We start from the raw sequence: 21,895 nt of genomic DNA, 5'->3' as shown, positions 1-21,895 counted from the left end.
ACGATTCAAGCAAAAAAGCAGTGGACCCGCTCAGGGTCAATACTCAATAGAGCACGCGTTAATCGACAAAACCGATTTTCCTGACCTTTAAGTCAGAAAACCATTGACCGAAAAGTCAGACCTGCTAAATTCGGTTCACGTCGGTTAACAACAATAATGAGTCTGCGAGGCCTTCCGTGATCCAGTTTTTACTAAACCAGGAACTCCGTAGCGAGCACGCCCTGGACCCGAACCTGACCGTGCTCAATTACTTGCGCGAACATGTGGGCAAATCCGGTACCAAAGAAGGCTGCGCCAGCGGCGACTGTGGCGCCTGCACCGTGGTGGTCGGCGAACTGCAAACGGATGACGCCGGCCGCGAACACATTCGCTATCGCAGTCTCAATTCGTGCCTGACCTTCGTCTCGTCGCTGCACGGCAAACAACTGATCAGCGTCGAAGACCTCAAACACCAAGGCGAACTGCACAGCGTGCAGAAAGCCATGGTCGAGTGTCACGGTTCGCAGTGCGGCTTCTGCACCCCCGGTTTCGTCATGTCGCTGTTCGCCCTGCAAAAGAACAGCGACGCCGCGGATCCGGCCAAGGCTCACGAAGCGCTGGCCGGCAACCTCTGCCGCTGCACCGGCTACCGGCCGATCCTCGCCGCCGCTGAGCAATCGTGCTGTGGCAAGCAGCCAGACCAGTTCGATGCCCGCGAAGCCGAAACCATCGCCCGCCTCAAAGCCATCGCCCCGAGCGATATCGGCGAACTCAACAGCGGTGACAAGCGCTGTCTGGTGCCGCTGACCGTCGCCGATCTGGCCGATCTGTATGACGCTTATCCACAAGCGCGCCTGCTGGCTGGCGGTACCGACCTGGCGCTGGAAGTCACCCAGTTCCACCGCACCTTGCCGGTGATGATCTACGTCGGCAACGTCGCCGAAATGAAACGCATCGAAACCTTCGACGATCGCATCGAAATCGGCGCCGCCACCGCCCTCTCCGACTGCTACGAAGCGCTGAATGCCGAATACCCGGACTTCGGCGAACTACTGCAGCGCTTCGCCTCGCTGCAGATCCGCAACCAGGGCACTCTCGGCGGCAACATCGGCAACGCTTCGCCAATCGGTGACTCGCCACCGCTGCTGATCGCCCTCGGCGCGCAGGTGGTGCTGTGCAAAGGCGAAACCCGACGCACGCTGAACCTCGAAGATTACTTCATCGACTACAAAGTCACCGCCCGTCAGGAAAGCGAGTTCATCGAGAAGATCATCGTCCCGCGCGCCACTGCCGAGCAGCGCTTCCGCGCCTACAAGGTGTCCAAGCGTCTGGACGACGATATCTCTGCGGTCTGCGCCGCATTCAACCTGCGTGTGGAAAATGGCGTGATCACTGACGCACGCATGGCGTTCGGCGGCATGGCCGCGATCCCGAAACGCGCCGCGCACTGCGAAGCGGTGTTGCTCGGGCAGCCGTTCAACCACGCCGTGATCGAACGCGCCTGCGCCGCCCTGACCGACGATTTCACGCCGCTCTCGGACTTCCGCGCCAGCAAGGAATATCGCCTGCTCAGCGCGCAGAACCTGCTGCGCAAATACTTCATCGAACTGCAAACACCGCACATCGAGACTCGGGTGACCGCTTATGTCTAACCATCATGCCGTAGAGAAGACACAAGCCGAACTGGCTGAACTGTTCGCCAAGGACCTGACCACCGGGGTCGGCCGCAGCGTCAAGCACGACAGCGCCGCCAAGCATGTGTCCGGTGAAGCGCAGTACATCGATGATCGCCTGGAATTCCCCAATCAGCTGCACGTCTACGCGCGGCTGTCGGATCGCGCCCACGCCAAAATCATCAGCATCGACACCAAGCCCTGCTACGCCTTCGAAGGCGTGCGCATTGCGATCACCCACGCAGACGTGCCGGGCCTGAAAGACATCGGCCCGCTGCTGCCGGGCGACCCGCTGCTGGCCATCGACGACGTGCAGTTCGTCGGCCAACCGGTGCTGGCCGTGGCCGCCAGAGACCTGGAAACCGCGCGCAAAGCGGCAATGGCAGCGATCATCGAATACGAAGATCTGGAACCGGTGCTCGACGTGGTCGAAGCCTTGCGCAAACGCCACTTCGTGCTCGACAGCCACACTCACCAGCGCGGTGATTCGGCCTCCGCACTGGCGAGCGCTGAACACCGCATTCAAGGCACGCTGCACATCGGCGGTCAGGAACACTTCTATCTGGAGACGCAGATCTCCTCAGTGATGCCCACCGAAGACGGCGGGATGATCGTCTACTGCTCGACACAGAACCCCACCGAAGTGCAGAAACTGGTGGCCGAAGTGCTCGACGTGTCGATGAACAAGATCGTCGTCGACATGCGCCGCATGGGCGGTGGTTTCGGCGGCAAGGAAACTCAGGCCGCGAGCCCGGCGTGCCTGTGTGCGGTGATCGCGCACCTCACCGGGCAGCCGACCAAGATGCGTCTGCCACGGGTCGAAGACATGCTGATGACTGGCAAGCGTCACCCGTTCTACGTCGAGTACGACGTCGGCTTCGACAGCACCGGGCGCCTGCACGGGATCAACATGGATCTGGCCGGCAACTGCGGCTGCTCGCCCGATCTGTCGGCATCCATCGTTGACCGGGCGATGTTCCACTCGGACAACTCGTATTACCTCGGTGATGCGACCATCAATGGTCACCGCTGCAAGACCAACACCGCGTCGAACACCGCGTACCGCGGTTTCGGCGGGCCGCAGGGCATGGTTGCCATCGAAGAAGTGATGGACGCGATCGCCCGGCATCTCCACCTCGATCCGCTGGCGGTGCGCAAGGCCAACTACTACGGCAAGACCGAGCGCAACGTCACCCACTACTACCAGACCGTCGAGCACAACATGCTTGAGGAAATGACCGCTGAACTGGAGGCCAGCAGTCAGTACGCCGAGCGCCGCGAAGCGATCCGCCGCTACAACGCCAACAGTCCGATCCTGAAAAAAGGCCTGGCGCTGACTCCGGTGAAATTCGGCATTTCCTTCACCGCCAGCTTCTTGAACCAGGCCGGCGCACTGATCCACGTCTACACCGACGGCAGCATCCACCTCAACCACGGCGGCACGGAAATGGGCCAAGGCCTCAATACCAAGGTCGCGCAAGTGGTGGCCGAAGTGTTCCAGGTGGAAATGGATCGGGTGCAGATCACCGCGACCAATACCGACAAAGTGCCGAACACCTCGCCGACCGCTGCCTCCAGCGGTGCCGACCTCAACGGCAAGGCTGCACAGAACGCCGCCGAGATCATCAAGCAGCGTTTGGTGGAGTTTGCCGCGCGGCACTACAAGGTCAGCGTCGAAGACGTCGAATTCCGCAACGGCCATGTGCGCGTGCGCGAGCAGATCCTGACCTTCGAAGCGCTGATCCAGCTGGCGTATTTCAATCAGGTCTCGCTGTCGAGCACCGGCTTCTACAAGACCCCGAAGATCTACTACGACCGCAGCCAGGCCCGCGGTCGGCCGTTCTACTACTTCGCCTTCGGCGCGGCGTGCTGCGAAGTGATCGTCGATACCTTGACCGGCGAATACAAGATGCTGCGTACCGACATCCTCCACGACGTCGGCGCCTCGCTGAACCCGGCGATCGACATCGGTCAGGTCGAGGGCGGCTTTGTCCAGGGCATGGGCTGGCTGACCATGGAAGAGCTGGTGTGGAACAACAAGGGCAAGCTGATGACCAACGGCCCGGCCAGCTACAAGATCCCGGCCGTGGCCGACATGCCGCTGGATTTGCGGGTCAAGCTGGTGGAAAACCGCAAGAACCCGGAAGACACGGTGTTCCATTCCAAGGCAGTCGGTGAGCCGCCGTTCATGCTCGGCATTGCCGCTTGGTGCGCGATCAAGGACGCGGTGGCGAGCCTCGGTGACTACCAGCATCAGCCGAAGATCGATGCGCCGGCGACCCCGGAGCGGGTGTTGTGGGGGTGTGAGCAGATGCGTCAGTTGCAGGCGGTGAAAGCGGTCGAAGCTGAAACCGAACTGGCTCCGCTCTAAAGACCGAGGCGCGGCCTATCGCTGGCAAGCCAGCTCCCACAGGTTTTTGTGGTGTTGACCCGATATGCGTGACACCGCAAATCCTGTGGGAGCTGGCTTGCCAGCGATGAGGCCGGAACAGACAACGATGCTGTAGGGGTGAACTATGTACAACTGGATCGACGCCCTCGCCGACCTGCAGAACCAGGGCGAGCCCTGTGTGCTGGTGACGATCATCGAAGAACTCGGCTCGACCCCGCGTAATGCCGGTTCGAAAATGGTCGTCAGCGCGAAACAGGCCTTCGACACCATTGGTGGCGGGCATCTGGAATACAAGGCCATGCAGATCGCCCGCGACATGCTCGCCAGCGGCAAGCAGGACACGCATCTGGAACGCTTCAGCCTCGGCGCCAGCCTCGGTCAGTGCTGCGGCGGCGCCACGGTGCTGCTGTTCGAACCGATGGGCCAGGTGCAGGCGCAGATCGCCGTGTTCGGCGCCGGTCACGTTGGCCGCGCGCTGGTGCCGCTGCTCGCCAGCCTGCCCTGCCGGGTGCGCTGGATCGACTCGCGGGAAGAGGAGTTCCCGCCGCAGATTCCCCACGGCGTGCGCAAAATCGTCGCCGAAGAACCTGTGGATGAAATCGACGACCTGCCCGCCGGCAGCTACTGCATCGTCATGACCCACAACCATCAGCTCGACCTGGAACTCACCGCCGCCATCCTCAAGCGCAACGACTTCACCTGGTTCGGCCTGATCGGCTCAAAGACCAAACGCGCCAAATTCGAACATCGCCTGCGTGACCGCGGCTTCGACCCCGCCGTGGTGCAACGCATGCGTTGCCCGATGGGCATCGGCGAAGTCAAAGGCAAATTGCCGGTGGAAATCGCTATCTCCATCGCCGGCGAAATCATCGCCACCTATAACGCCAACTTCGGCCAGCACAGCGCCAGCGCCGAACCGATTGCCCGACTGCTGCCGGTGTCGCGCCGCAGTCAGGCCGCCAAACTCAAAGCCTCAAACTGATTAGAGAACCCTCATGCCTCTGACTCGCAAAGCCTACCGCGCCGCCATCCTGCACAGCATCGCCGACCCCGCCGAAGTCGGGATCGAAGCCTCCTACGAATATTTCGAGGACGGCCTGCTGGTGGTCGATGGCGGCCAAATCAGCGCCCTCGGCCACGCCAGCGAACTGCTGCCGACACTGCCGGCGGACATCGCGATCGAGCATTATCAGGATGCGCTGATCACCCCGGGCTTCATCGACACCCACATCCACCTGCCGCAAACCGGCATGGTCGGGTCTTATGGCGAACAGTTGCTGGACTGGCTCAACACTTACACCTTCCCGTGTGAGAGCCAGTTCGGCGACAAGGCACACGCCGATGACGTCGCCGACATTTTCATCAAGGAACTGCTGCGCAACGGCACCACCACCGCACTGGTGTTCGGCAGCGTGCACCCGCAGTCGGTGAACTCGTTCTTCGAGGCCGCCGAGAAGCTGGATCTGCGGATGATCGCCGGCAAGGTGATGATGGACCGCAATGCCCCGGACTACCTGACCGACACCGCCGAGTCGAGCTACGTCGAGAGCAAGGCGCTGATCGAGCGCTGGCACGGCAAGGGCCGCCTGCACTACGCGGTCACCCCGCGCTTCGCCCCGACCAGCACTCCGGAACAGCTGACCCTCGCTGGCCAGTTGCTCAGCGAATACCCGGATCTGTACATGCAGACCCACATCAGCGAGAACCTCAAGGAAATCGAGTGGGTCAAGGAACTGTTCCCGGAGCGCAAGGGCTACCTCGACGTTTACGATCACTACAAACTGCTCGGCGAGCGCTCGGTCTTCGCCCACGGCGTGCACCTGTGCGATGACGAATGCGCGCGTCTGGCGGAGACCGGGTCGGCAATCTCGTTCTGCCCGACGTCGAACTTCTTCCTCGGCAGTGGCCTGTTCAACCTGCCAATGGCCGAGAAGCACAAACTGAATGTCGGCCTCGGTACCGACGTCGGCGGCGGCACCAGTTTCTCGCTGCTGCAGACCCTCAACGAAGCCTACAAGGTCATGCAGTTGCAGGGTGCGCGCCTGAGTCCGTTCAAGTCGCTGTACCTGGCGACCCTGGGCGGAGCGCGGGCGCTGCGTCTGGAAGACAAGATCGGCAACCTGCAACCGGGCTCTGATGCCGACTTCCTGGTGCTGGATTACAACGCCACGCCGCTGCTCAGCTACCGCCTGAAGCAGGCCAACAATATTGCCGAGACCTTGTTTGTGCTGATGACCCTGGGCGATGACCGCACCGTGCAGCAGACCTATGCGGCGGGTGCGCTGGTGCATCAGCGCTGAGTTTTCCGAGGCAAAAAAATCCCCCGGTAGCGTTCAGCTCCGGGGGATTTTTATTGCCGTCAGGAAGTCTTCGCGAGCAAGCCCGCTCCCACAGGGGGAATGCATTTCAATGTGGGAGCGGGCTTGCTCGCGAAGGGAGCGACTCGGTCTACTTTAGAGCTTGGCCGCCGGACGCCCCGGCTTCTTGGTCTGCAACAGATGCGAAAACACCGCATGCAGGTCATCCGAGGCACTCTCTTCGTCGAGGTTGAGCTTGCTGTCGATGTGATCCATGTGATGCATCATCAAGTCCACCGCCAGCTCACCGTTGCGCGCTTCGATGGCGTCGATCAACTGGGTGTGCTCGTCGTAGGAGCAATGCGAGCGGTTGCCGCTTTCGTACTGGGCGATGATCAGCGAGGTCTGCGAGACCAGGCTGCGCTGGAAGCTGATCAGCGGAGCGTTTTTCGCCGCTTCGGCCAGTTTCAGGTGGAATTCGCCCGACAGACGAATGCCGGCACCGCGATCGCCACGGGAGAAGCTGTCGCGCTCGTCGTTGACCATCTGCCGCAGTTCGGCAATCTGCTCGGCGGTGGCGTGCTGCACGGCCAGCTCGGTGATCGCACGCTCCACCAGACGGCGGGCCATGAACACCTGGCGCGCTTCTTCAACGCTCGGGCTGGCGACTACGGCGCCACGGTTCGGCCGCAACAGCACCACGCCTTCATGGGCCAGGCGCGACAGCGCGCGACGAATGATGGTGCGGCTGACCCCGAAGATTTCCCCCAGCGCTTCTTCGCTCAACTTGGTGCCGGGCGCCAGACGCTGTTCGAGGATGGCCTCGAAGATATGCGCGTAGACAATATCGTCCTGGGTTCCGCTGCGGCCGGCTTTGCCTGCTCGCGGTTGTTTCTTGAGGGGTTGCAACTGTTCGTTCATGGGCACTCGAGTCGGGAGAACTGCGGCGAATAGACCGTGACTGTAATACGGCACAGTAGGTCGCTGGCAAGTATCGCGTAAAAAACAGCGCGATTGTACACAATGGATGGTGGCAACACGACTGTATGGCTGTTTGTGACCACGGCTGTATTGCAACGATCCGTTACGATTGAGTTTAGGCTTGATCGCAGAATCCGCCTTCGCACCCAACCCGCTCATGTAGGAGCTGCCGAAGGCTGCGATCTTTTGATTTTGATTTTAAAAAGCAAGATCAAAAGATCGCAGCCTTCGGCAGCTCCTACAGGGATGTGTCGGGGGCGGGGATCTTCATTTGTATAAGGAACACCGCCGTCATGAACGACGCCACCTACACCCGCCTGCGCCCGCTCGCCGACACTTCGCCTTCGGCCATCGTCGCCGGCTTCATCGCGATGATGACCGGCTACACCAGCTCCCTGGTGCTGATGTTCCAGGCCGGGCAAGCGGCGGGTTTGAGCAGCGGGCAGATTTCCTCATGGATCTGGGCGATCTCGATCGGCATGGCCGTGTGTTCGATCGGCCTGTCGCTGCGCTATCGCACCCCCATCACCATCGCCTGGTCGACCCCGGGCGCGGCGCTGCTGATCACCAGCCTCGGCGGCGTCTCCTATGGCGAGGCGATCGGCGCCTACATCACTTGCGCAGTGTTAGTCACGATTTGCGGCCTGACCGGCAGCTTCGAACGCCTGGTGAAAAAGATCCCGGCGTCGCTGGCCGCGGCGTTGCTGGCGGGGATTCTGTTCAAGATCGGCAGCGAAATCTTCGTCGCCGCGCAACATCGCACCGGTCTGGTCCTGGGCATGTTTTTCACCTATCTCGTGGTCAAACGCCTGTCGCCGCGCTACGCGGTGCTCGCCGCACTGCTGATCGGCACCGCGCTGTCGGGATTCATGGGCTTGCTGGATTTCAGCGGCTTTCATCTGGAGGTGGCGACGCCGGTGTGGACCACTCCGCATTTCTCGCTGGCGGCGACCATCAGCATCGGCATCCCGCTGTTCGTGGTGGCCATGACTTCGCAGAACATGCCCGGCATCGCCGTGCTGCGCGCCGACGGCTATAACGTCCCGGCTTCGCCGCTGATCACCACCACCGGCATCGCCTCGTTGCTGCTGGCGCCGTTCGGCTCCCATGGCATCAACCTCGCAGCGATCAGCGCCGCCATCTGCACCGGGCCGCATGCCCATGAAGATCGCAACAAACGCTACACCGCCGCGGTGTGGTGCGGGATTTTCTACGGGATCGCCGGGGTGTTCGGCGCGACGTTGGCGGCGCTGTTTGCCGCGCTGCCGAAGGAACTGGTGTTGTCGATAGCCGCGCTGGCGCTGTTCGGCTCGATCATCAATGGTCTGAGCATTGCCATGAGCGAAGTGAAGGAACGTGAGGCGGCGCTGATCACCTTTATGGTGACGGCGTCAGGGCTGACGCTGTTTTCCATTGGGTCGGCGTTTTGGGGGATTGTGGCGGGGGTTTTGACGCTGCTGATTTTGAATTGGCGTAAAGCCTGAAAAGCAAAAGATCGCAGCCTTCGGCAGCTCCTACAGAGGTCAGGTGTAGGAGCTGCCGCAGGCTGCGATCTTTTGATCTTCAAAAAAAAACGGCGACCCAAGGGTCGCCGTTTTTTTCAGTATCACTTGGCCGCGTTGATCGGCTTTTCCGGATACCACACGTCCAGCAGCGGGCTGACGGTCATGCCGGTCAGTTCGCTACGGCCTTTCAGCCACGCTTCAACGGCAGCGCGCTGCTCTTCGTTGACCGAGCCACGCTTCTGCAGGCATACCAGACCGAAGTCGTCGCCGCCGACATAGCCCAGACCATTGGCTTCCATGGCTTCTTTGATGAATGCTTCGAGGAAAGCGTCAATGGCTTCTTCGGACAAGTCTTCTTTGAAGTCCAGGTTCAGTTCGAAACCCAGCTCTTGAAATTCATCGACGCACAGTTTTTTGCGCAGACGCTGGGAACGGTTAGTCGCCATTGGAACAATCCTCTTAAGTAATAACGGCCGGCACTTTACCAGTTTAAGCGGTCAATTGCCCGACTCTCTGGGCAGCGTGGCCGACCGCCTGTAAAAAAAATAACGAAATGGCCGCCCCGGGCGAGGCACAAGCTGTTACACCTTGGGGCATAATGCCGACACTTTCATGACCACTGAGGGCTTTTTCATCCATGCCCTCGTTATTTTTCCCCTCTTCTGCAGGGTTCCATTTCATATGATCAAATCGTTGCGTCCACTGTTTCTCGCCGGCCTTCTTTTGCCCCTGGCCCTGCCGGTGTCTGCCGCCACCATCAATACCGCCCTCACCCCTAACGTCGAAAAAGCCCTCAAGGCCAGCAAACTGCAACCCACCGCGCTGTCGCTGGTGATGATCCCGCTCGACGGCCCCGGCAATCCGACGGTGTTCAATGCCGACGTTTCGGTCAACCCGGCCTCGACGATGAAACTGGTCACCACCTACGCCGCGCTGGAAATGCTCGGCCCCAACCACCAGTGGAAAACCGAGTTCTACACCGACGGCGATCTCAGCGGCGGCATCCTCAACGGCAACCTGTACCTCAAGGGTGGCGGCGATCCGAAGCTGAACATGGAAAAACTCTGGCTGCTGATGCGTGACCTGCGCGCCAACGGCGTGACCCAGGTCACCGGCGACCTGATCCTCGACCGCAGCTTCTTCATCCAGCCGCAACTGCCCGAGTTCAACGATGACGGCAACGACGAGAACAAGCCGTTCCTGGTCAAGCCCGATTCGCTGCTGGTCAACCTCAAGGCGCTGCGCTTCGTCGCGCGCAATGACAATGGCCGGGTGCTGATCTCGGTCGAGCCGCCGATTGCCAGCGTGCACATCGAAAACACGGTGAAGGCGCTCAACTCCAAGCAGTGCACCGGCGGCGTGCGCTACAACCCGGTGACCCAGCCGGATGGCAGCGTGACCGTGAGCGTTGCCGGGCAGTTGGGCGAAGGCTGCAGCTCGCAGACCTACCTGTCGCTGCTCGATCACGCGACCTACACCGCCGGCGCCGTGCGCGCGATCTGGAAAGAACTGGGCGGCAGCATCCAGGGCAAGGATCGTCTCGCCGCGACCCCGAGCAGCGCCAAGCTGCTGGCCCGCGCCTACTCGCCGGATCTGGCGGAAATCATCCGCGACATCAACAAATACAGTAACAACACCATGGCCCAGCAGCTGTTCCTGAGCCTCGGCCAGAAATTCCGCAACGAAGCCGACGGTGACGATGCCAAGGCTGCGCAGCGTGTGGTGCGCCAGTGGCTGGCGAAGAAAGGCATCACCGCGCCGCACCTGGTGATGGAGAACGGCTCCGGGCTGTCCCGCGCCGAACGCGTCAGCGCCCGCGAGATGGCCAACATGCTGCAAGCCGCCTGGCACAGCCCGTACGCCGCCGAGTACATCAGCTCGCTGCCGATTGCCGGTACCGACGGCACCATGCGCAAACGCCTGAAAACCACCGCGATGCGCGGCGAAGCCCACGTCAAGACCGGCACCCTGAACACCGTGCGCGCCATCGCCGGCTTCAGCCGCGACGTCAACGGCAACACCTGGGCGGTGGTGGCGATCCTCAACGACAAGGCCCCGTTCGGCGCGTCGTCGGTGCTGGATCAGGTGCTGCTGGATCTGTACAAGCAACCGCGGTTGCCGCAGAGCGCTGCAGCGTTGTAAGCCGATCTATCCAACACCGCCAAACCTTGTGGGAGCTGGCTTGCCAGCGATAGCGGAGTGTCAGCCAACGAATAGGCTGACTGACATAACCCTATCGCTGGCAAGCCAGCTCCCACAGGTTTTGTGGTGGATCAAATGTCAGCTCATCTGCTCCACCCGATCGCGCCCGCCCTGCTTCGCCGCATACACCCCCGAATCCGCCCGCAGCAACAACGCATCCGCACCCTCCCCCGGGCGCCAACTGGCGATGCCGAAACTCGCCGTCACCACGCCGACCACATCCACCGGCGTACTGCGCAAACCTTGCCACAGCTCCAGCGCGAGGACGTAAGCGTGCTCGCCGTCAATGTCCGGGCACAACACCATGAACTCCTCGCCGCCCAGCCGACAGAACACATCGGTGCGGCGCAGACGATGGCCGATGCGCTCGCACACCGCTTGCAACACCCGGTCGCCCACGGCATGCCCGTACTGATCGTTGATGCGCTTGAAGTGGTCGATGTCGAGCATGATCACTGACAGCTCGCCACCGCCGCGCTCGACCCGGGCCATTTCGGTGGTCAGGCGCTCCTGGAAATAGCGGCGGTTGTGAATGCCGGTCAGCGAGTCGGTGACCGACAATGCGCGCAGCTCTTCCTCCACCCGTTTCAGGTCGGAAATATCGGAAATATAGCCGTGCCACAGCACCCCGCCGCCCGGCAGTTCCTCCGGCGTCGCCTCGCCGCGGACCCAGCGCAGGCCGCGCGAGGGCAATTGCACGCGGTATTCCTCGCGCCACGGGCTGAGGGTATCCGCCGAAGCGCGGATCGAATGGCGCACCCGCGAAACATCCTGCGGATGGATGCGGGTGAAAATCGCCTCGGCGTTGAGCAGCAGCACGTCCGGCTCCAGCTCGTAGATCTCGCGGATGCCGTCGCTGGCGTAGATCACACTGAAACGCCCGTCGAATTCCATCTTGAATTGGTAGATGCCGCCGGGCACATGGGCGCTGAGCTTTTTCAGCAGCACATCGCGCGCCGCCAGCGCTTCGTGCACGCGCTTGCGCTCGGTGATGTCGATGCAGATCGCCAGATGCCCGACCCACAAGCCTTGCTCATCCAGCACCGGGGTGGCGAGCATGTTCACCGGCAGATGGCTACCGTCGCTGCGCACCAGCGTCCACTCCCGCGCTTCATGGCCGCCGACCTCGCCGCCCTCGACCAGCATCGCGTGACAAGTCGGAATGACCTTGCCATAACGCGCGCTCAACTCCGCCGCGCGCGCCGCCAGTTCCCGCGGCAGATGCAGGTTTTCCAGGGTCATGCGGCCGACGACATCGGCGCTGCTGTAGCCAAGCATCTGCTCCGCGCCGGGGTTGAAGGTGTTGATCACCCCGCGCAGGTCGGTGGCGATGATCGCCACTTGCGTCGCCGCGTTCAGCACCCCGCGCAACTGGCCGTGGGTGCCGCGCAACTCCTGCTCGCGGGCGCGCAGCTCCTCGGTGCGCAGTTCGACCATGCGCAAGGCGCGCTGGCGCTGGCTCACTAGCACATACAGCAAGGCGCTGAGCAACAGACTCAGCAGCGCGCCCAGGATCACCAGGCTGCTGATCGAGGAATGGTTGGCCTGGAGAAATGCTTCGCTGGGCTGCATCTCCACTTGATAGTCATGGTCGGCCATGCGCAACAACCGCGTGGCCGACAGATCGCTGTCACCGGTTTTGTTCGCCGACTCGTAGAGCACTTCATGCTGGTCATCGGTGGACAGGTCGAGAATGCGTACGGTGAGGAAGTCCTGGCTGTCCTCGGGCAGGCCGTCGGCCAGCAGCTGATGCATGCTGATCACCGCCATCACATAACCTTCCGGCATCGCTCCCGGCGCAGGTTCACGCGAGACCGGCGCCACCAGCAACACGCCCCGGGCATACGCAGGATCGATGCCGACCAGGTGCAACGGCTGCGACACCGCCATGTGCCCGGTTCGGTCAGCGCGCTCCAGGGTCGCGCGGCGTAATGGCTGCGCCAGCAAGTCGTAACCCAAGGGCGGCGGCAGGCGACTCTGGCTCTGCGTATAGATGACCGGCACGTATTCCGGGCGATCGGCTGCGGTCTGCAACTGGCCGTCGGCAGTCAGCTCACGAAAGGTAAAGGTGCTGAAACCCTCGGCGCGTACAGCTTGTTCGATGGCTGGACGATCGGCACGGCTGACCCGTGGCGCGTAGGAATAGGCCTGGGTGCGTAAAAGAAGAGGTTTGGCATAGCCATCGAATTCGCTGCGCGACACCGAATCGGAATTGGCGAAGAAGCGGCGCAGGCCATCGAGACGCTGCTCCTGATCCTGGAAACGCTCTTCGATGCGGCTGTAACGCTCATTGGCCAGCAGCTGGAAGCGTTGGCGCAATTGATGGTTGATCTGATTGAGGGTGGCCCAGGCGAGCAACCCCGTAAGAATCCCGCCGGCGAGCAATACCAGCAGCGCGACCAGCCAGGCCGAGACGTCTTCGCTGATAAAACCCAGAATCTTCGGGCGCACGGGGTGCAACGACATAAGGGCAACTCACTACGCCAGTGTTTCGGGGGAGCCCCCGTTGGCCATGAGTTGAGTTATAGCTATTAGCCATTAATTTGGCTAGCTCCGGGCGGATCCGCAGAGCCTTTAAAAATCAAGGCTCTGTGGATCCAACCCGGCAAAGTGTCAACGAGCCGTGATTTTCCAGGCGCGGTGAATTTTGGTGTTGCGGGCAAAATCCGGATCAATGGTCTGCGCGCTGATTTCCTCGACCGCGTAACGCTCGGCGAGGTTTTCCTCCAACTGGAACTTGCGGAAGTTGTTGGAGAAGTACAGCACGCCACCCGGTGCCAGACGCGCCATGGCCAGGTCGATCAACTGCACCTGGTCACGCTGCACGTCGAAGATGCCTTCCATGCGCTTGGAGTTGGAGAAGGTCGGCGGATCGATGAAGATCAGGTCGTACTCGTCGCGACTACTTTCCAGCCACGCCATCACGTCGCCCTGCTCCAGACGGTTCTTGTCGGAGAAGCCGTTCAGCGACAGATTGCGACGCGCCCAGTCGAGGTAGGTTTTCGACAGGTCGACGCTGGTGGTGCTGCGCGCACCGCCCTTGGCCGCGTGCACGCTGGCAGTCGCGGTGTAGCAGAACAGATTGAGGAAGCGCTTGCCGGCCGCCTCTTTCTGAATGCGCATGCGCATCGGCCGGTGGTCGAGGAACAGCCCGGTGTCGAGGTAGTCGGTGAGGTTCACCAGCAGCTTCACGCCGCCTTCGCTGACCTCATTGAACTTGCCCTGCGCAGCCTGACGCTCGTACTGCTTGGTGCCGCTCTGGCGCTCGCGGCGTTTGACCACCACGCGGCTCTTGTCGACATTCAGCGCCTGCGGGATCGCGGCCAGCGCATCGAACATGCGCGCCGAGGCCTTTTCCGGATCGATCGACTTCGGCGCCGCGTATTCCTGCACGTGCACCCAGTCGTGGTACAGGTCGATGGCCATCGCATATTCCGGCATGTCGGCATCGTAGACGCGGTAGCAATCGATGCCCTCGCGCTTGACCCACTTGCCCAGTGCCTTGAGATTTTTCTGCAGGCGGTTGGCAAACATCTGCCCGCCTTCGCTCAGGCGCGGCTGCTCGATCACCGGCGCCGGGGCGGGCGTGGGCTTGATCGGGTTGCCGTTCTTGTTGAACTTGCGCTCTTGCGGCTCGTCCGGGGTCTGGTCGTAAGCCGCTTGCTCGCGCTCGGCCTGACGCTGTTCCGGGGTGCGACGCTCGCCGGTGACAAACTGATCCGGCAGCACCTTGATCAGCAGCAGTTTGCACGGCAGCGCGCCGTTCCAGAACGAATACTGTTTGTGGCTGCGAATGCCCATGCGCTTGCCCAGATCCGGCGCACCGGTGAACACCGCCGCTTCCCAGTTCAGGCAGGCCTGACGCAGACGCTCGCCGAGGTTCTGATACAGATAAAGCAGGCTGGCTTCGTCACCCAGACGCTCACCGTACGGCGGGTTGCAGATCACCAGACCTTTCTGGTTCTGGTCCGGACGCGGCTCGAAAGTCGCGACTTCGCCCTGATAGATCTTGATCCACTCGCTCAGCCCGGCGCGCTCGACGTTGTTGCGCCCCGGTTGAATCAGGCGTGGATCGGCTTCGTAACCGCGAATCCACAGCGGTGGCTTGGCCAGACCGGCAGCGGCACGCTCGACGGCTTCTTCATGGAGTTTTTTCCACAGCGCCGGGACGTGCCCCAGCCACGCGGTGAAACCCCACTGCTCGCGGCGCAGGTTCGGCGCCATGTCGGCGGCGATCATGCCGGCCTCGACCAGGAACGTACCGACACCGCACATCGGGTCAGCCAGCGCGCCGCCTTCGGCTGCGATGCGCGGCCAGCCGGAACGGATCAGGATCGCTGCCGCGAGGTTTTCCTTCAGCGGCGCAGCGCCCTGCTGCAGGCGGTAGCCGCGCTGGTGCAGGCTGTGGCCGGAGAGATCAAGGGAGAGGATCGCTTCGCCGCGATCCAGGCGCAGGTGAATGCGCAGGTCCGGGTTGAGCTTGTCGATCGACGGACGGTCGCCCTGCGGGGTGCGCAGTTTGTCGACAATGGCGTCCTTGACCTTCAAGGCGCCGAAGTGGGTGTTGTCGATGCCCGAGCCATGGCCGCTGAATTCCACCGCCAGGGTGCCGTCGGCAAGCATGTGATCTTGCCATTCGATATCGAGCACGCCGTGGTACAGGTCTTCGGCGTCTTTCATCGGAAAGCGCTTGAGCACCAGCAGCACGCGGTTGGCCAGACGCGACCAGAGGCACAGGCGGTAAGCGGTTTCCATGGTCGCCATGCCACGCACGGCGGAGGTGTGCTCGCGAGCTTCTTCAAGGCCAAGCCCGACGGCTTCCTCGATAAGCAGGCCTTCAAGACCTTTAGGGCAAGTGAGGAAGAGTTCGAAACGGTCGGACATGGTATTTCCAGAGCCTTTGGCTAGTGAACCGGCAACGCATTGCCGATCCGGTTTTCAATCAGGCGCTTTTCTAAAAGAGCGCCCGCGTGGCACGAAGGTGTGCCGTTCCATCCCCGCTGCTCGGGTTAAAGGAGCTTAGATGCCGGGACAGATAAAAAAGTTGATGAAACAAAAAGTCTTGAAGCGACCCTTCGTCGCTTATTAACCAAGCGCAAACGTGGGTCATTCTCACTAAAGGATTAACCCCTTCATTCAGCGCGGAGCCGATCATACCGGGGTTTGCTCATAAAACGCGCATGAAACCCAAAGTTACTTATGGCTGTAGCACTATTTTCGTTACGTCCTTATGACAAAACGATCATTCCCTCGCTGTGACTCATTGGTTAGAACTGATCACAGGTTGACGTCCCAACGGCGTCAACACCTTGGCTCGCCACGCCGGCAGCGAGCCGCCCAACGGCAGAAATCTTTCTGCCAGACCTCGATTGAGGTCAACGCGATGAACACAGTCAACAAGTGAGGGAAACACCCTATGAGAAGACTTAAGCGTGATCCGTTGGAAAGAGCATTTTTGCGCGGATATCAATATGGCGTTGGTGGCAAATCCCGCGAGCTTTGCCCATTTACTCTACCGTCGGTACGTCAAGCCTGGATCAACGGCTGGCGAGAAGGACGCGGCGACAACTGGGACGGTATGACCGGCACTGCGGGAATCCACAGACTCAACGAACTTCACGCCGTTGGCTGACACAGGGCACTTATTGCAACACGACAATCTGAATTTCTGACGACTTACCATGCACGTCCTTCCCGGACGGCGGGCTACGGCCCAGGGGCTCCTTCGAGGAGCCCTTTTTTATGCCAGCAAAAATCAATTGCCAGCACTGGACTACTGTGGCGAGGGGGCTTGCCCCCGTTCGGCTGCGGAGCAGTCGTCAAGACCGCAAAACGGTTTACCTTATGGACCGCAGAGGGCTGCTTCGCAACCCAACGGGGGCAAGCCCCCTCATCACAGGATCCTCAGTAAACTCAGCGCAGGGCGGCGATGGCGTCTACCGACTCACGGATCAGCGCCGGGCCCTTGTAGATGAAACCGGAATAGATCTGCACCAGACTCGCGCCCGCCAGGATCTTCTCGGCCGCATGCTTGCCTTCGGTGATCCCGCCCGCGGCAATGATCGGCAACTTGCCGCCCAGCTCGCCCGCCAGCACCTTCACGGTATGGGTGCTCTTCTCACGCACCGGCGCACCGGACAGACCACCCGCCTCGTCGCCATGCTCCATACCTTCAACGCCGACGCGGCTCAGGGTGGTGTTGGTGGCGATCACCGCGTCCATCCCGGTTTCAATCAACGCCTGCGCGACCTGCGCGGTTTCTTCGTCGGTCATGTCCGGGGCGATCTTGATTGCCAGCGGCACGTGTTTGCCATGACGCAGAGCCAGTTCGGCGCGACGCGTGGCCAGGTCTGCCAGCAACTGCTTGAGCGAGTCGCCGAACTGCAGACTGCGCAGGCCCGGGGTGTTCGGCGAGCTGACGTTGACCGTCACATAGCTGGCGTGGGCGTAGACCTTGTCCAGGCAGATCAGGTAGTCATCCACCGCGCGCTCGACCGGGGTGTCGAAGTTCTTGCCGATGTTGATCCCCAGCACGCCCTGGTACTTGGCGGCGGCGACCCGCGCCAGCAGGTTGTCCACGCCGAGGTTGTTGAAGCCCATGCGATTGATGATCGCCTCGGCTTCCGGCAGGCGGAAGATCCGTGGTTTCGGGTTGCCCGGCTGCGGGCGCGGGGTCACGGTGCCGATTTCGACAAAACCGAAACCCAGTTGCGCGAAGCCGTCGATGGCCGCGCCGTTCTTGTCCAGACCGGCCGCCAGCCCCACCGGATTCGGGAAGTCCAGGCCCATGACCGTCACCGGTACGTTCGCCGGCTTCTTGCACAGCATGCCGTTGAGGCCCAAACGCCCACCCGCGCCGATCAGATCCAGCGACAGATCGTGGGAAGTTTCCGGGGAAAGTTTGAACAACAGCTGACGGGCCAGGGTGTACATGGGCGGCGATGACTCGAGCGGCGAAAAGAGGCGGCGATTATAGCCGGGCAACCTCCCCCGGCGCGAGGCACACAGGTAAATCAACGCGACTGGCATATGCCTTGCACCTTCCCGCTCATCAGTCCACAGGCCAATGGCGGCGTGCGGGCACGGACAATGGCGTCGTCCTCAGGTTTGCTCGGGCAAAGCCTGGGACGGCGCTTTTTTTTGCAAGGTGCTTTTATATGAGCGATTCATCCGTCGGGCCACTGGCCTGGGTCAACGGCAGCGATGCCCCGGAAAAAACCGTGATCGACCTGGGGTTCATGGCCCTCAGCGATTGCGCCTCAGTGGTGGTCGCCGCCACGCAAGGCTTTGCCCAACCTTACGGGCTGACGATCAACCTCAAGCGCCAGGCATCCTGGGCGACCCTGCGCGACAAGCTGGTTAGCGGCGAACTCGACGTTGCCCACAGCCTGTACGGAATGATTTACGCGGTGCACTTGGGCATCGGCGGCGTCGCCCCGTGTGACATGGCGGTGCTGATGGGGCTGAACCAGAACGGCCAGAGCCTCAACCTGTCCCACGGCTTGCAGCAACTGGGCGTGACCAGTCCTGAAGCGCTGGACCGGCATGCGCACCAAAGCCGCGCAAAACTGACCTTTGCCCAGACCTTCCCCACCGGCACCCATACGATGTGGCTGTATTACTGGCTGGCGAGTCAGGGCATCCATCCGTTGCAGGACGTCGACAGCGTGGTGGTGCCGCCGCCACAAATGGTCGCGCACCTGCAAGCCGGGCGCATCGATGGTTTCTGCGTCGGTGAGCCGTGGGCGGCCAGCGCCGTGCAGCAGGATCTGGGCTTCACCCTGGCCACCAGCCAGACCATCTGGCCCGATCACCCGGAAAAAGTCCTCGGCTGCACTCGCGCGTTCGTCGAGCAATACCCGAACACCGCGCGCGCGCTGGTGATGGCGATTCTCGAGGCCAGCCGCTTCATCGAACAAAGCCCGGAAAACCGCCGCAGCACCGCGCAACTGCTGAGCGCCGCGGAATACCTCGACGCCCCGCTGTCATGCATCGAGCCGCGTTTTCTCGGCGATTACGCCGACGGTCTGGGCAACCGCTGGCAGGACCCGCACGCCTTGCGCTTTCACGGCAATGGCGAGGTGAATCTGCCGTACCTGTCCGACGGCATGTGGTTCATGACCCAGTTCCGCCGCTGGGGCCTGTTGCGCGAGGACCCTGACTACCTCGCCGTGGCGCGGCAGGTGCAGCAGCTGGGTATCTACCGTGAAGCCGCCACCGCCGTGGGCGTCGCGGCCTGGGGTAAGGAAATGCGCAGCAGTCAGTTGCTCGACGGCAAAATCTGGGACGGCAGCGATCCAGCGGCGTACGCCCGCAGTTTCAGGCTGCACGCTCTGAGCGATGCCACTGCCCTTCTCGCCCGCCGCTGACAGGAGATCGCCAATATGTTGCGTATTCTGCTGATCAACGACACCGCGAAAAAGGTCGGGCGTCTGAAGGCCGCATTGACCGAGGCCGGTTTCGAGGTCATCGATGAATCCGGTCTGACCATCGACCTGCCGGCCCGCGTCGAAACGGTGCGCCCGGACGTGATCCTGATCGATACCGAGTCACCGGGGCGTGATGTCATGGAGCAAGTGGTGCTGGTCAGCCGCGACCAGCCGCGGCCGATCGTGATGTTTACCGACGAACATGACCCGGGGGTGATGCGCCAGGCGATCAAATCCGGGGTCAGCGCCTACATCGTCGAAGGCATTCACGCCCAGCGCCTGCAGCCGATTCTGGATGTGGCGATGGCCCGCTTCGAAAGCGATCAGGCCCTGCGCGCGCAATTGCAGGCCCGCGACCAGCAACTGGCCGAGCGCAAGCGCATCGAACTGGCCAAAGGGCTGCTGATGAAAATGAAAGACTGCAACGAAGACGAGGCCTACACCCTGATGCGCCGCCAGGCCATGAGCCGCCAGCAGAAGCTGATTCAAGTGGCGGAGCAGATCATCGCGATGAGCGAGCTGCTGGGCTGAGGCATTCTCACCGCTGAAAAGCCCCTCACCCTAGCCCTCTCCCGGAGGGAGAGGGGACTGATTGGGGGATGCTCGAGAAATACGCCGACCTGCGATTTCTGCTGTGAATCCATAATCGACTCGGTCTCTCAGGTCGATGTCTAACGCCAGATACCTCGGTGAGTCCCCTCTCCCTCCGGGAGAGGGGAGTGATTGGGTGATGCTCAGGAAATACGCCGACCTGCAATTTCTGCTGTGAATCCATAATCGACTCGGTTTCTCAGGTCGATGTTTAACGCCAGACACCTCGGTCAGTCCCTCACCCTCCGCGAGAGGGGACTGATTGGGGGATGCTCGGGAAATACGCTGACCTGTGATTTCTGCTGTGAATCCATAATCGACTCGGTTTCTCAGGTCGATGTTTAACGCCAGACACCTCGGTCAGTCCCCTCTCCCTCCGGGAGAGGGTTAGGGTGAGGGGCTTTTGATCTTTCACCGGTTGGCACAAATCTCGCTAAGTAAAACCCACAGGTAACCAACGGCGGTTGCCCCACCTACGACAAAGACGTCGCTCACCCGCTCGCCCCATCGGCGAACCGGTAGCGGCGTTTTTGCGTTTTGGCCCCACAGCCCGGGGCCGGTGGTGCGGCCGTGGCGGCGCGCCACCTGCTGTGACTCCTTTCGAGACTCTTTTCAGCCGAGGTGCGCGATGAATTCAAGCTTCTGGAAATCCGGCCATACCCCGACCCTGTTCGCAGCGTTTCTGTATTTCGACCTGAGCTTCATGGTCTGGTACCTGCTCGGCCCGTTGGCCGTGCAAATCGCCGCCGACCTGCACCTGACCACGCAACAGCGCGGCCTGGTGGTGGCGACGCCGATTCTGGCCGGTGCAGTGCTGCGCTTTGTGATGGGCATGCTGGCGGATCGGCTGTCGCCAAAAACCGCCGGGCTGATCGGTCAGGTGATCGTCATCTGTGCACTGTTCGGTGCCTGGAAACTGGGCATCCACAGCTATGAACAAGCGCTGATACTCGGGCTGTTCCTCGGCATGGCCGGCGCCTCGTTTGCCGTGGCCCTGCCGCTGGCCTCGCAATGGTATCCGCCGCAGCATCAGGGCAAGGCCATGGGTATCGCCGGCGCGGGCAACTCCGGCACCGTGTTCGCCGCGTTGATCGCGCCGGTGCTGGCGGCGTCGTTCGGCTGGAGCAATGTGTTCGGCTTCGCCTTGATTCCGCTGTTGTTGACCCTGGTGCTGTTCGCCTGGCTGGCGAAAAACGCGCCGCAGCGGCCGAAAGCCAAAGCCATGGCTGACTATTTCAAGGCCCTTGGCGACCGCGACAGCTGGTGGTTCATGTTTTTCTACAGCGTGACCTTTGGCGGCTTCATCGGTCTGGCCAGCGCCCTGCCCGGCTACTTCAACGACCAGTACGGCCTGAGCCCGGTCACGGCCGGTTACTACACCGCCGCCTGCGTGTTCGGCGGCAGCCTGATGCGCCCGCTGGGTGGCGCGCTGGCGGATCGCTTCGGTGGCATTCGCACCTTGCTGGCGATGTACACCGTGGCGGCGATCTGCATTGCGGCCGTCGGTTTCAACCTGCCCAGTTCCTACGCCGCACTGGCGCTGTTCGTCTGCACCATGCTGGGTCTCGGTGCTGGTAATGGCGCGGTGTTCCAGTTGGTTCCGCAACGTTTTCGCCTGGAAATCGGCGTAATGACCGGGCTGATCGGCATGGCTGGCGGCATCGGCGGCTTTGCCTTGGCGGCGGGCATGGGCGCGATCAAGCAAAGCACCGGCAGCTATCAACTGGCGCTGTGGTTGTTCGCCAGCCTTGGGGTGCTGGCGTGGTTCGGTCTGCACGGGGTCAAACGTCGCTGGAGAACCACCTGGGGTTCGGCTGCTGTGACCGCTGCGCGAGTCTGAACGGGC

Annotated in this window: 16 protein-coding genes; 10 read left to right on the top strand and 6 right to left on the bottom strand. The window is 61.9% G+C overall.

Going from position 1 to position 21,895, the window contains the following annotated elements:
* Positions 1 to 176: 176 nt before the first annotated feature.
* From xdhA to guaD, 4 genes are all read left to right on the top strand, one after another.
* A complete protein-coding gene (xdhA, locus tag ACXR0M_RS25160; RefSeq protein ID WP_458834336.1) occupies positions 177 to 1,631 on the top strand; it encodes a xanthine dehydrogenase small subunit in 1,455 nt (484 codons plus the stop codon).
* A complete protein-coding gene (xdhB, locus tag ACXR0M_RS25155; protein WP_458834335.1) occupies positions 1,624 to 4,023 on the top strand; it encodes a xanthine dehydrogenase molybdopterin binding subunit in 2,400 nt (799 codons plus the stop codon). The genes xdhA and xdhB overlap by 8 nt, the downstream gene beginning before the upstream one ends.
* A gap of 145 nt (positions 4,024 to 4,168) precedes the next feature.
* The gene (gene xdhC / locus ACXR0M_RS25150; RefSeq protein ID WP_458834334.1) at positions 4,169 to 5,026 is read left to right on the top strand and encodes a xanthine dehydrogenase accessory protein XdhC; all 858 of its coding nucleotides are present in this window, start codon (positions 4,169 to 4,171) and stop codon (positions 5,024 to 5,026) included.
* 13 nt (positions 5,027 to 5,039) lie between these two features.
* The gene (gene guaD, locus ACXR0M_RS25145) at positions 5,040 to 6,344 is read left to right on the top strand and encodes a guanine deaminase (RefSeq protein ID WP_458834333.1); all 1,305 of its coding nucleotides are present in this window, start codon (positions 5,040 to 5,042) and stop codon (positions 6,342 to 6,344) included.
* A gap of 153 nt (positions 6,345 to 6,497) precedes the next feature.
* Here guaD and ACXR0M_RS25140 read toward each other — a convergent pair whose 3' ends face one another.
* Positions 6,498 to 7,262, bottom strand: coding sequence for a GntR family transcriptional regulator (locus ACXR0M_RS25140; protein ID WP_007961054.1), 765 nt, complete (start codon positions 7,260 to 7,262; stop codon positions 6,498 to 6,500).
* Positions 7,263 to 7,615: 353 nt separating this feature from the next.
* Here ACXR0M_RS25140 and ACXR0M_RS25135 point away from each other — a divergent pair, with 353 nt between their 5' ends.
* Positions 7,616 to 8,806, top strand: coding sequence for a benzoate/H(+) symporter BenE family transporter (locus ACXR0M_RS25135; RefSeq protein WP_458834332.1), 1,191 nt, complete (start codon positions 7,616 to 7,618; stop codon positions 8,804 to 8,806).
* 122 nt (positions 8,807 to 8,928) lie between these two features.
* On the opposite strand, the gene ACXR0M_RS25130 is transcribed toward ACXR0M_RS25135, so the two are convergent.
* Positions 8,929 to 9,273, bottom strand: coding sequence for a YggL family protein (locus ACXR0M_RS25130; RefSeq protein ID WP_458834331.1), 345 nt, complete (start codon positions 9,271 to 9,273; stop codon positions 8,929 to 8,931).
* A 43-nt stretch (positions 9,274 to 9,316) separates the two neighbouring features.
* Positions 9,317 to 9,508 (bottom strand): hypothetical protein, encoded by a 192-nt coding sequence (locus ACXR0M_RS25125; protein WP_458834330.1) that lies wholly within the window; start codon positions 9,506 to 9,508, stop codon positions 9,317 to 9,319.
* On the opposite strand from ACXR0M_RS25125, the gene dacB reads away from it, so the two are divergent.
* A complete protein-coding gene (gene dacB / locus ACXR0M_RS25120; RefSeq protein ID WP_458834329.1) occupies positions 9,509 to 10,969 on the top strand; it encodes a D-alanyl-D-alanine carboxypeptidase/D-alanyl-D-alanine endopeptidase in 1,461 nt (486 codons plus the stop codon).
* A gap of 138 nt (positions 10,970 to 11,107) precedes the next feature.
* Here the strand turns inward: dacB and ACXR0M_RS25115 are convergent, their stop codons facing one another.
* Together ACXR0M_RS25115 and rlmKL are read right to left on the bottom strand one after the other, a co-directional pair.
* Complete coding sequence (locus ACXR0M_RS25115; protein ID WP_458834328.1) at positions 11,108 to 13,495, bottom strand: sensor domain-containing diguanylate cyclase; 2,388 nt, start codon at positions 13,493 to 13,495, stop codon at positions 11,108 to 11,110.
* 147 nt (positions 13,496 to 13,642) lie between these two features.
* Positions 13,643 to 15,913 carry a bifunctional 23S rRNA (guanine(2069)-N(7))-methyltransferase RlmK/23S rRNA (guanine(2445)-N(2))-methyltransferase RlmL gene (gene rlmKL / locus ACXR0M_RS25110; protein WP_458834327.1) on the bottom strand — a complete coding sequence of 757 codons (2,271 nt, stop codon included), beginning with the start codon at positions 15,911 to 15,913 and terminating at the stop codon, positions 13,643 to 13,645.
* A gap of 532 nt (positions 15,914 to 16,445) precedes the next feature.
* On the opposite strand from rlmKL, the gene rmf reads away from it, so the two are divergent.
* Entirely contained in the window at positions 16,446 to 16,661 is a 216-nt protein-coding gene (gene rmf, locus ACXR0M_RS25105; RefSeq protein ID WP_003223300.1) for a ribosome modulation factor, read from the top strand.
* Positions 16,662 to 16,942: 281 nt separating this feature from the next.
* Here the strand turns inward: rmf and ACXR0M_RS25100 are convergent, their stop codons facing one another.
* Positions 16,943 to 17,962, bottom strand: a complete 1,020-nt coding sequence (locus tag ACXR0M_RS25100) for a quinone-dependent dihydroorotate dehydrogenase (protein ID WP_458834326.1) — start codon at positions 17,960 to 17,962, stop codon at positions 16,943 to 16,945.
* 224 nt (positions 17,963 to 18,186) lie between these two features.
* Between ACXR0M_RS25100 and ACXR0M_RS25095 the strand changes: the two genes are divergently transcribed.
* The 3 genes from ACXR0M_RS25095 to ACXR0M_RS25085 all read left to right on the top strand — a co-directional run bounded on the left by ACXR0M_RS25095 (position 18,187) and on the right by ACXR0M_RS25085 (position 21,889).
* The gene (locus tag ACXR0M_RS25095; RefSeq protein ID WP_458834325.1) at positions 18,187 to 19,398 is read left to right on the top strand and encodes a CmpA/NrtA family ABC transporter substrate-binding protein; all 1,212 of its coding nucleotides are present in this window, start codon (positions 18,187 to 18,189) and stop codon (positions 19,396 to 19,398) included.
* 15 nt (positions 19,399 to 19,413) lie between these two features.
* Positions 19,414 to 19,989: an ANTAR domain-containing response regulator gene (locus ACXR0M_RS25090; protein WP_458834324.1), complete on the top strand. Its 576-nt coding sequence runs from the start codon at positions 19,414 to 19,416 to the stop codon at positions 19,987 to 19,989.
* A gap of 688 nt (positions 19,990 to 20,677) precedes the next feature.
* Positions 20,678 to 21,889, top strand: coding sequence for a nitrate/nitrite transporter (locus ACXR0M_RS25085; protein WP_458834323.1), 1,212 nt, complete (start codon positions 20,678 to 20,680; stop codon positions 21,887 to 21,889).
* The last annotated feature ends 6 nt before the right edge of the window (positions 21,890 to 21,895 follow it).

This window comes from Pseudomonas sp. Eth.TT006 (assembly GCF_054456575.1).
Note: the sequence above shows the minus strand (reverse complement) of the source record. Positions and strands in the feature narration are given on the sequence as shown.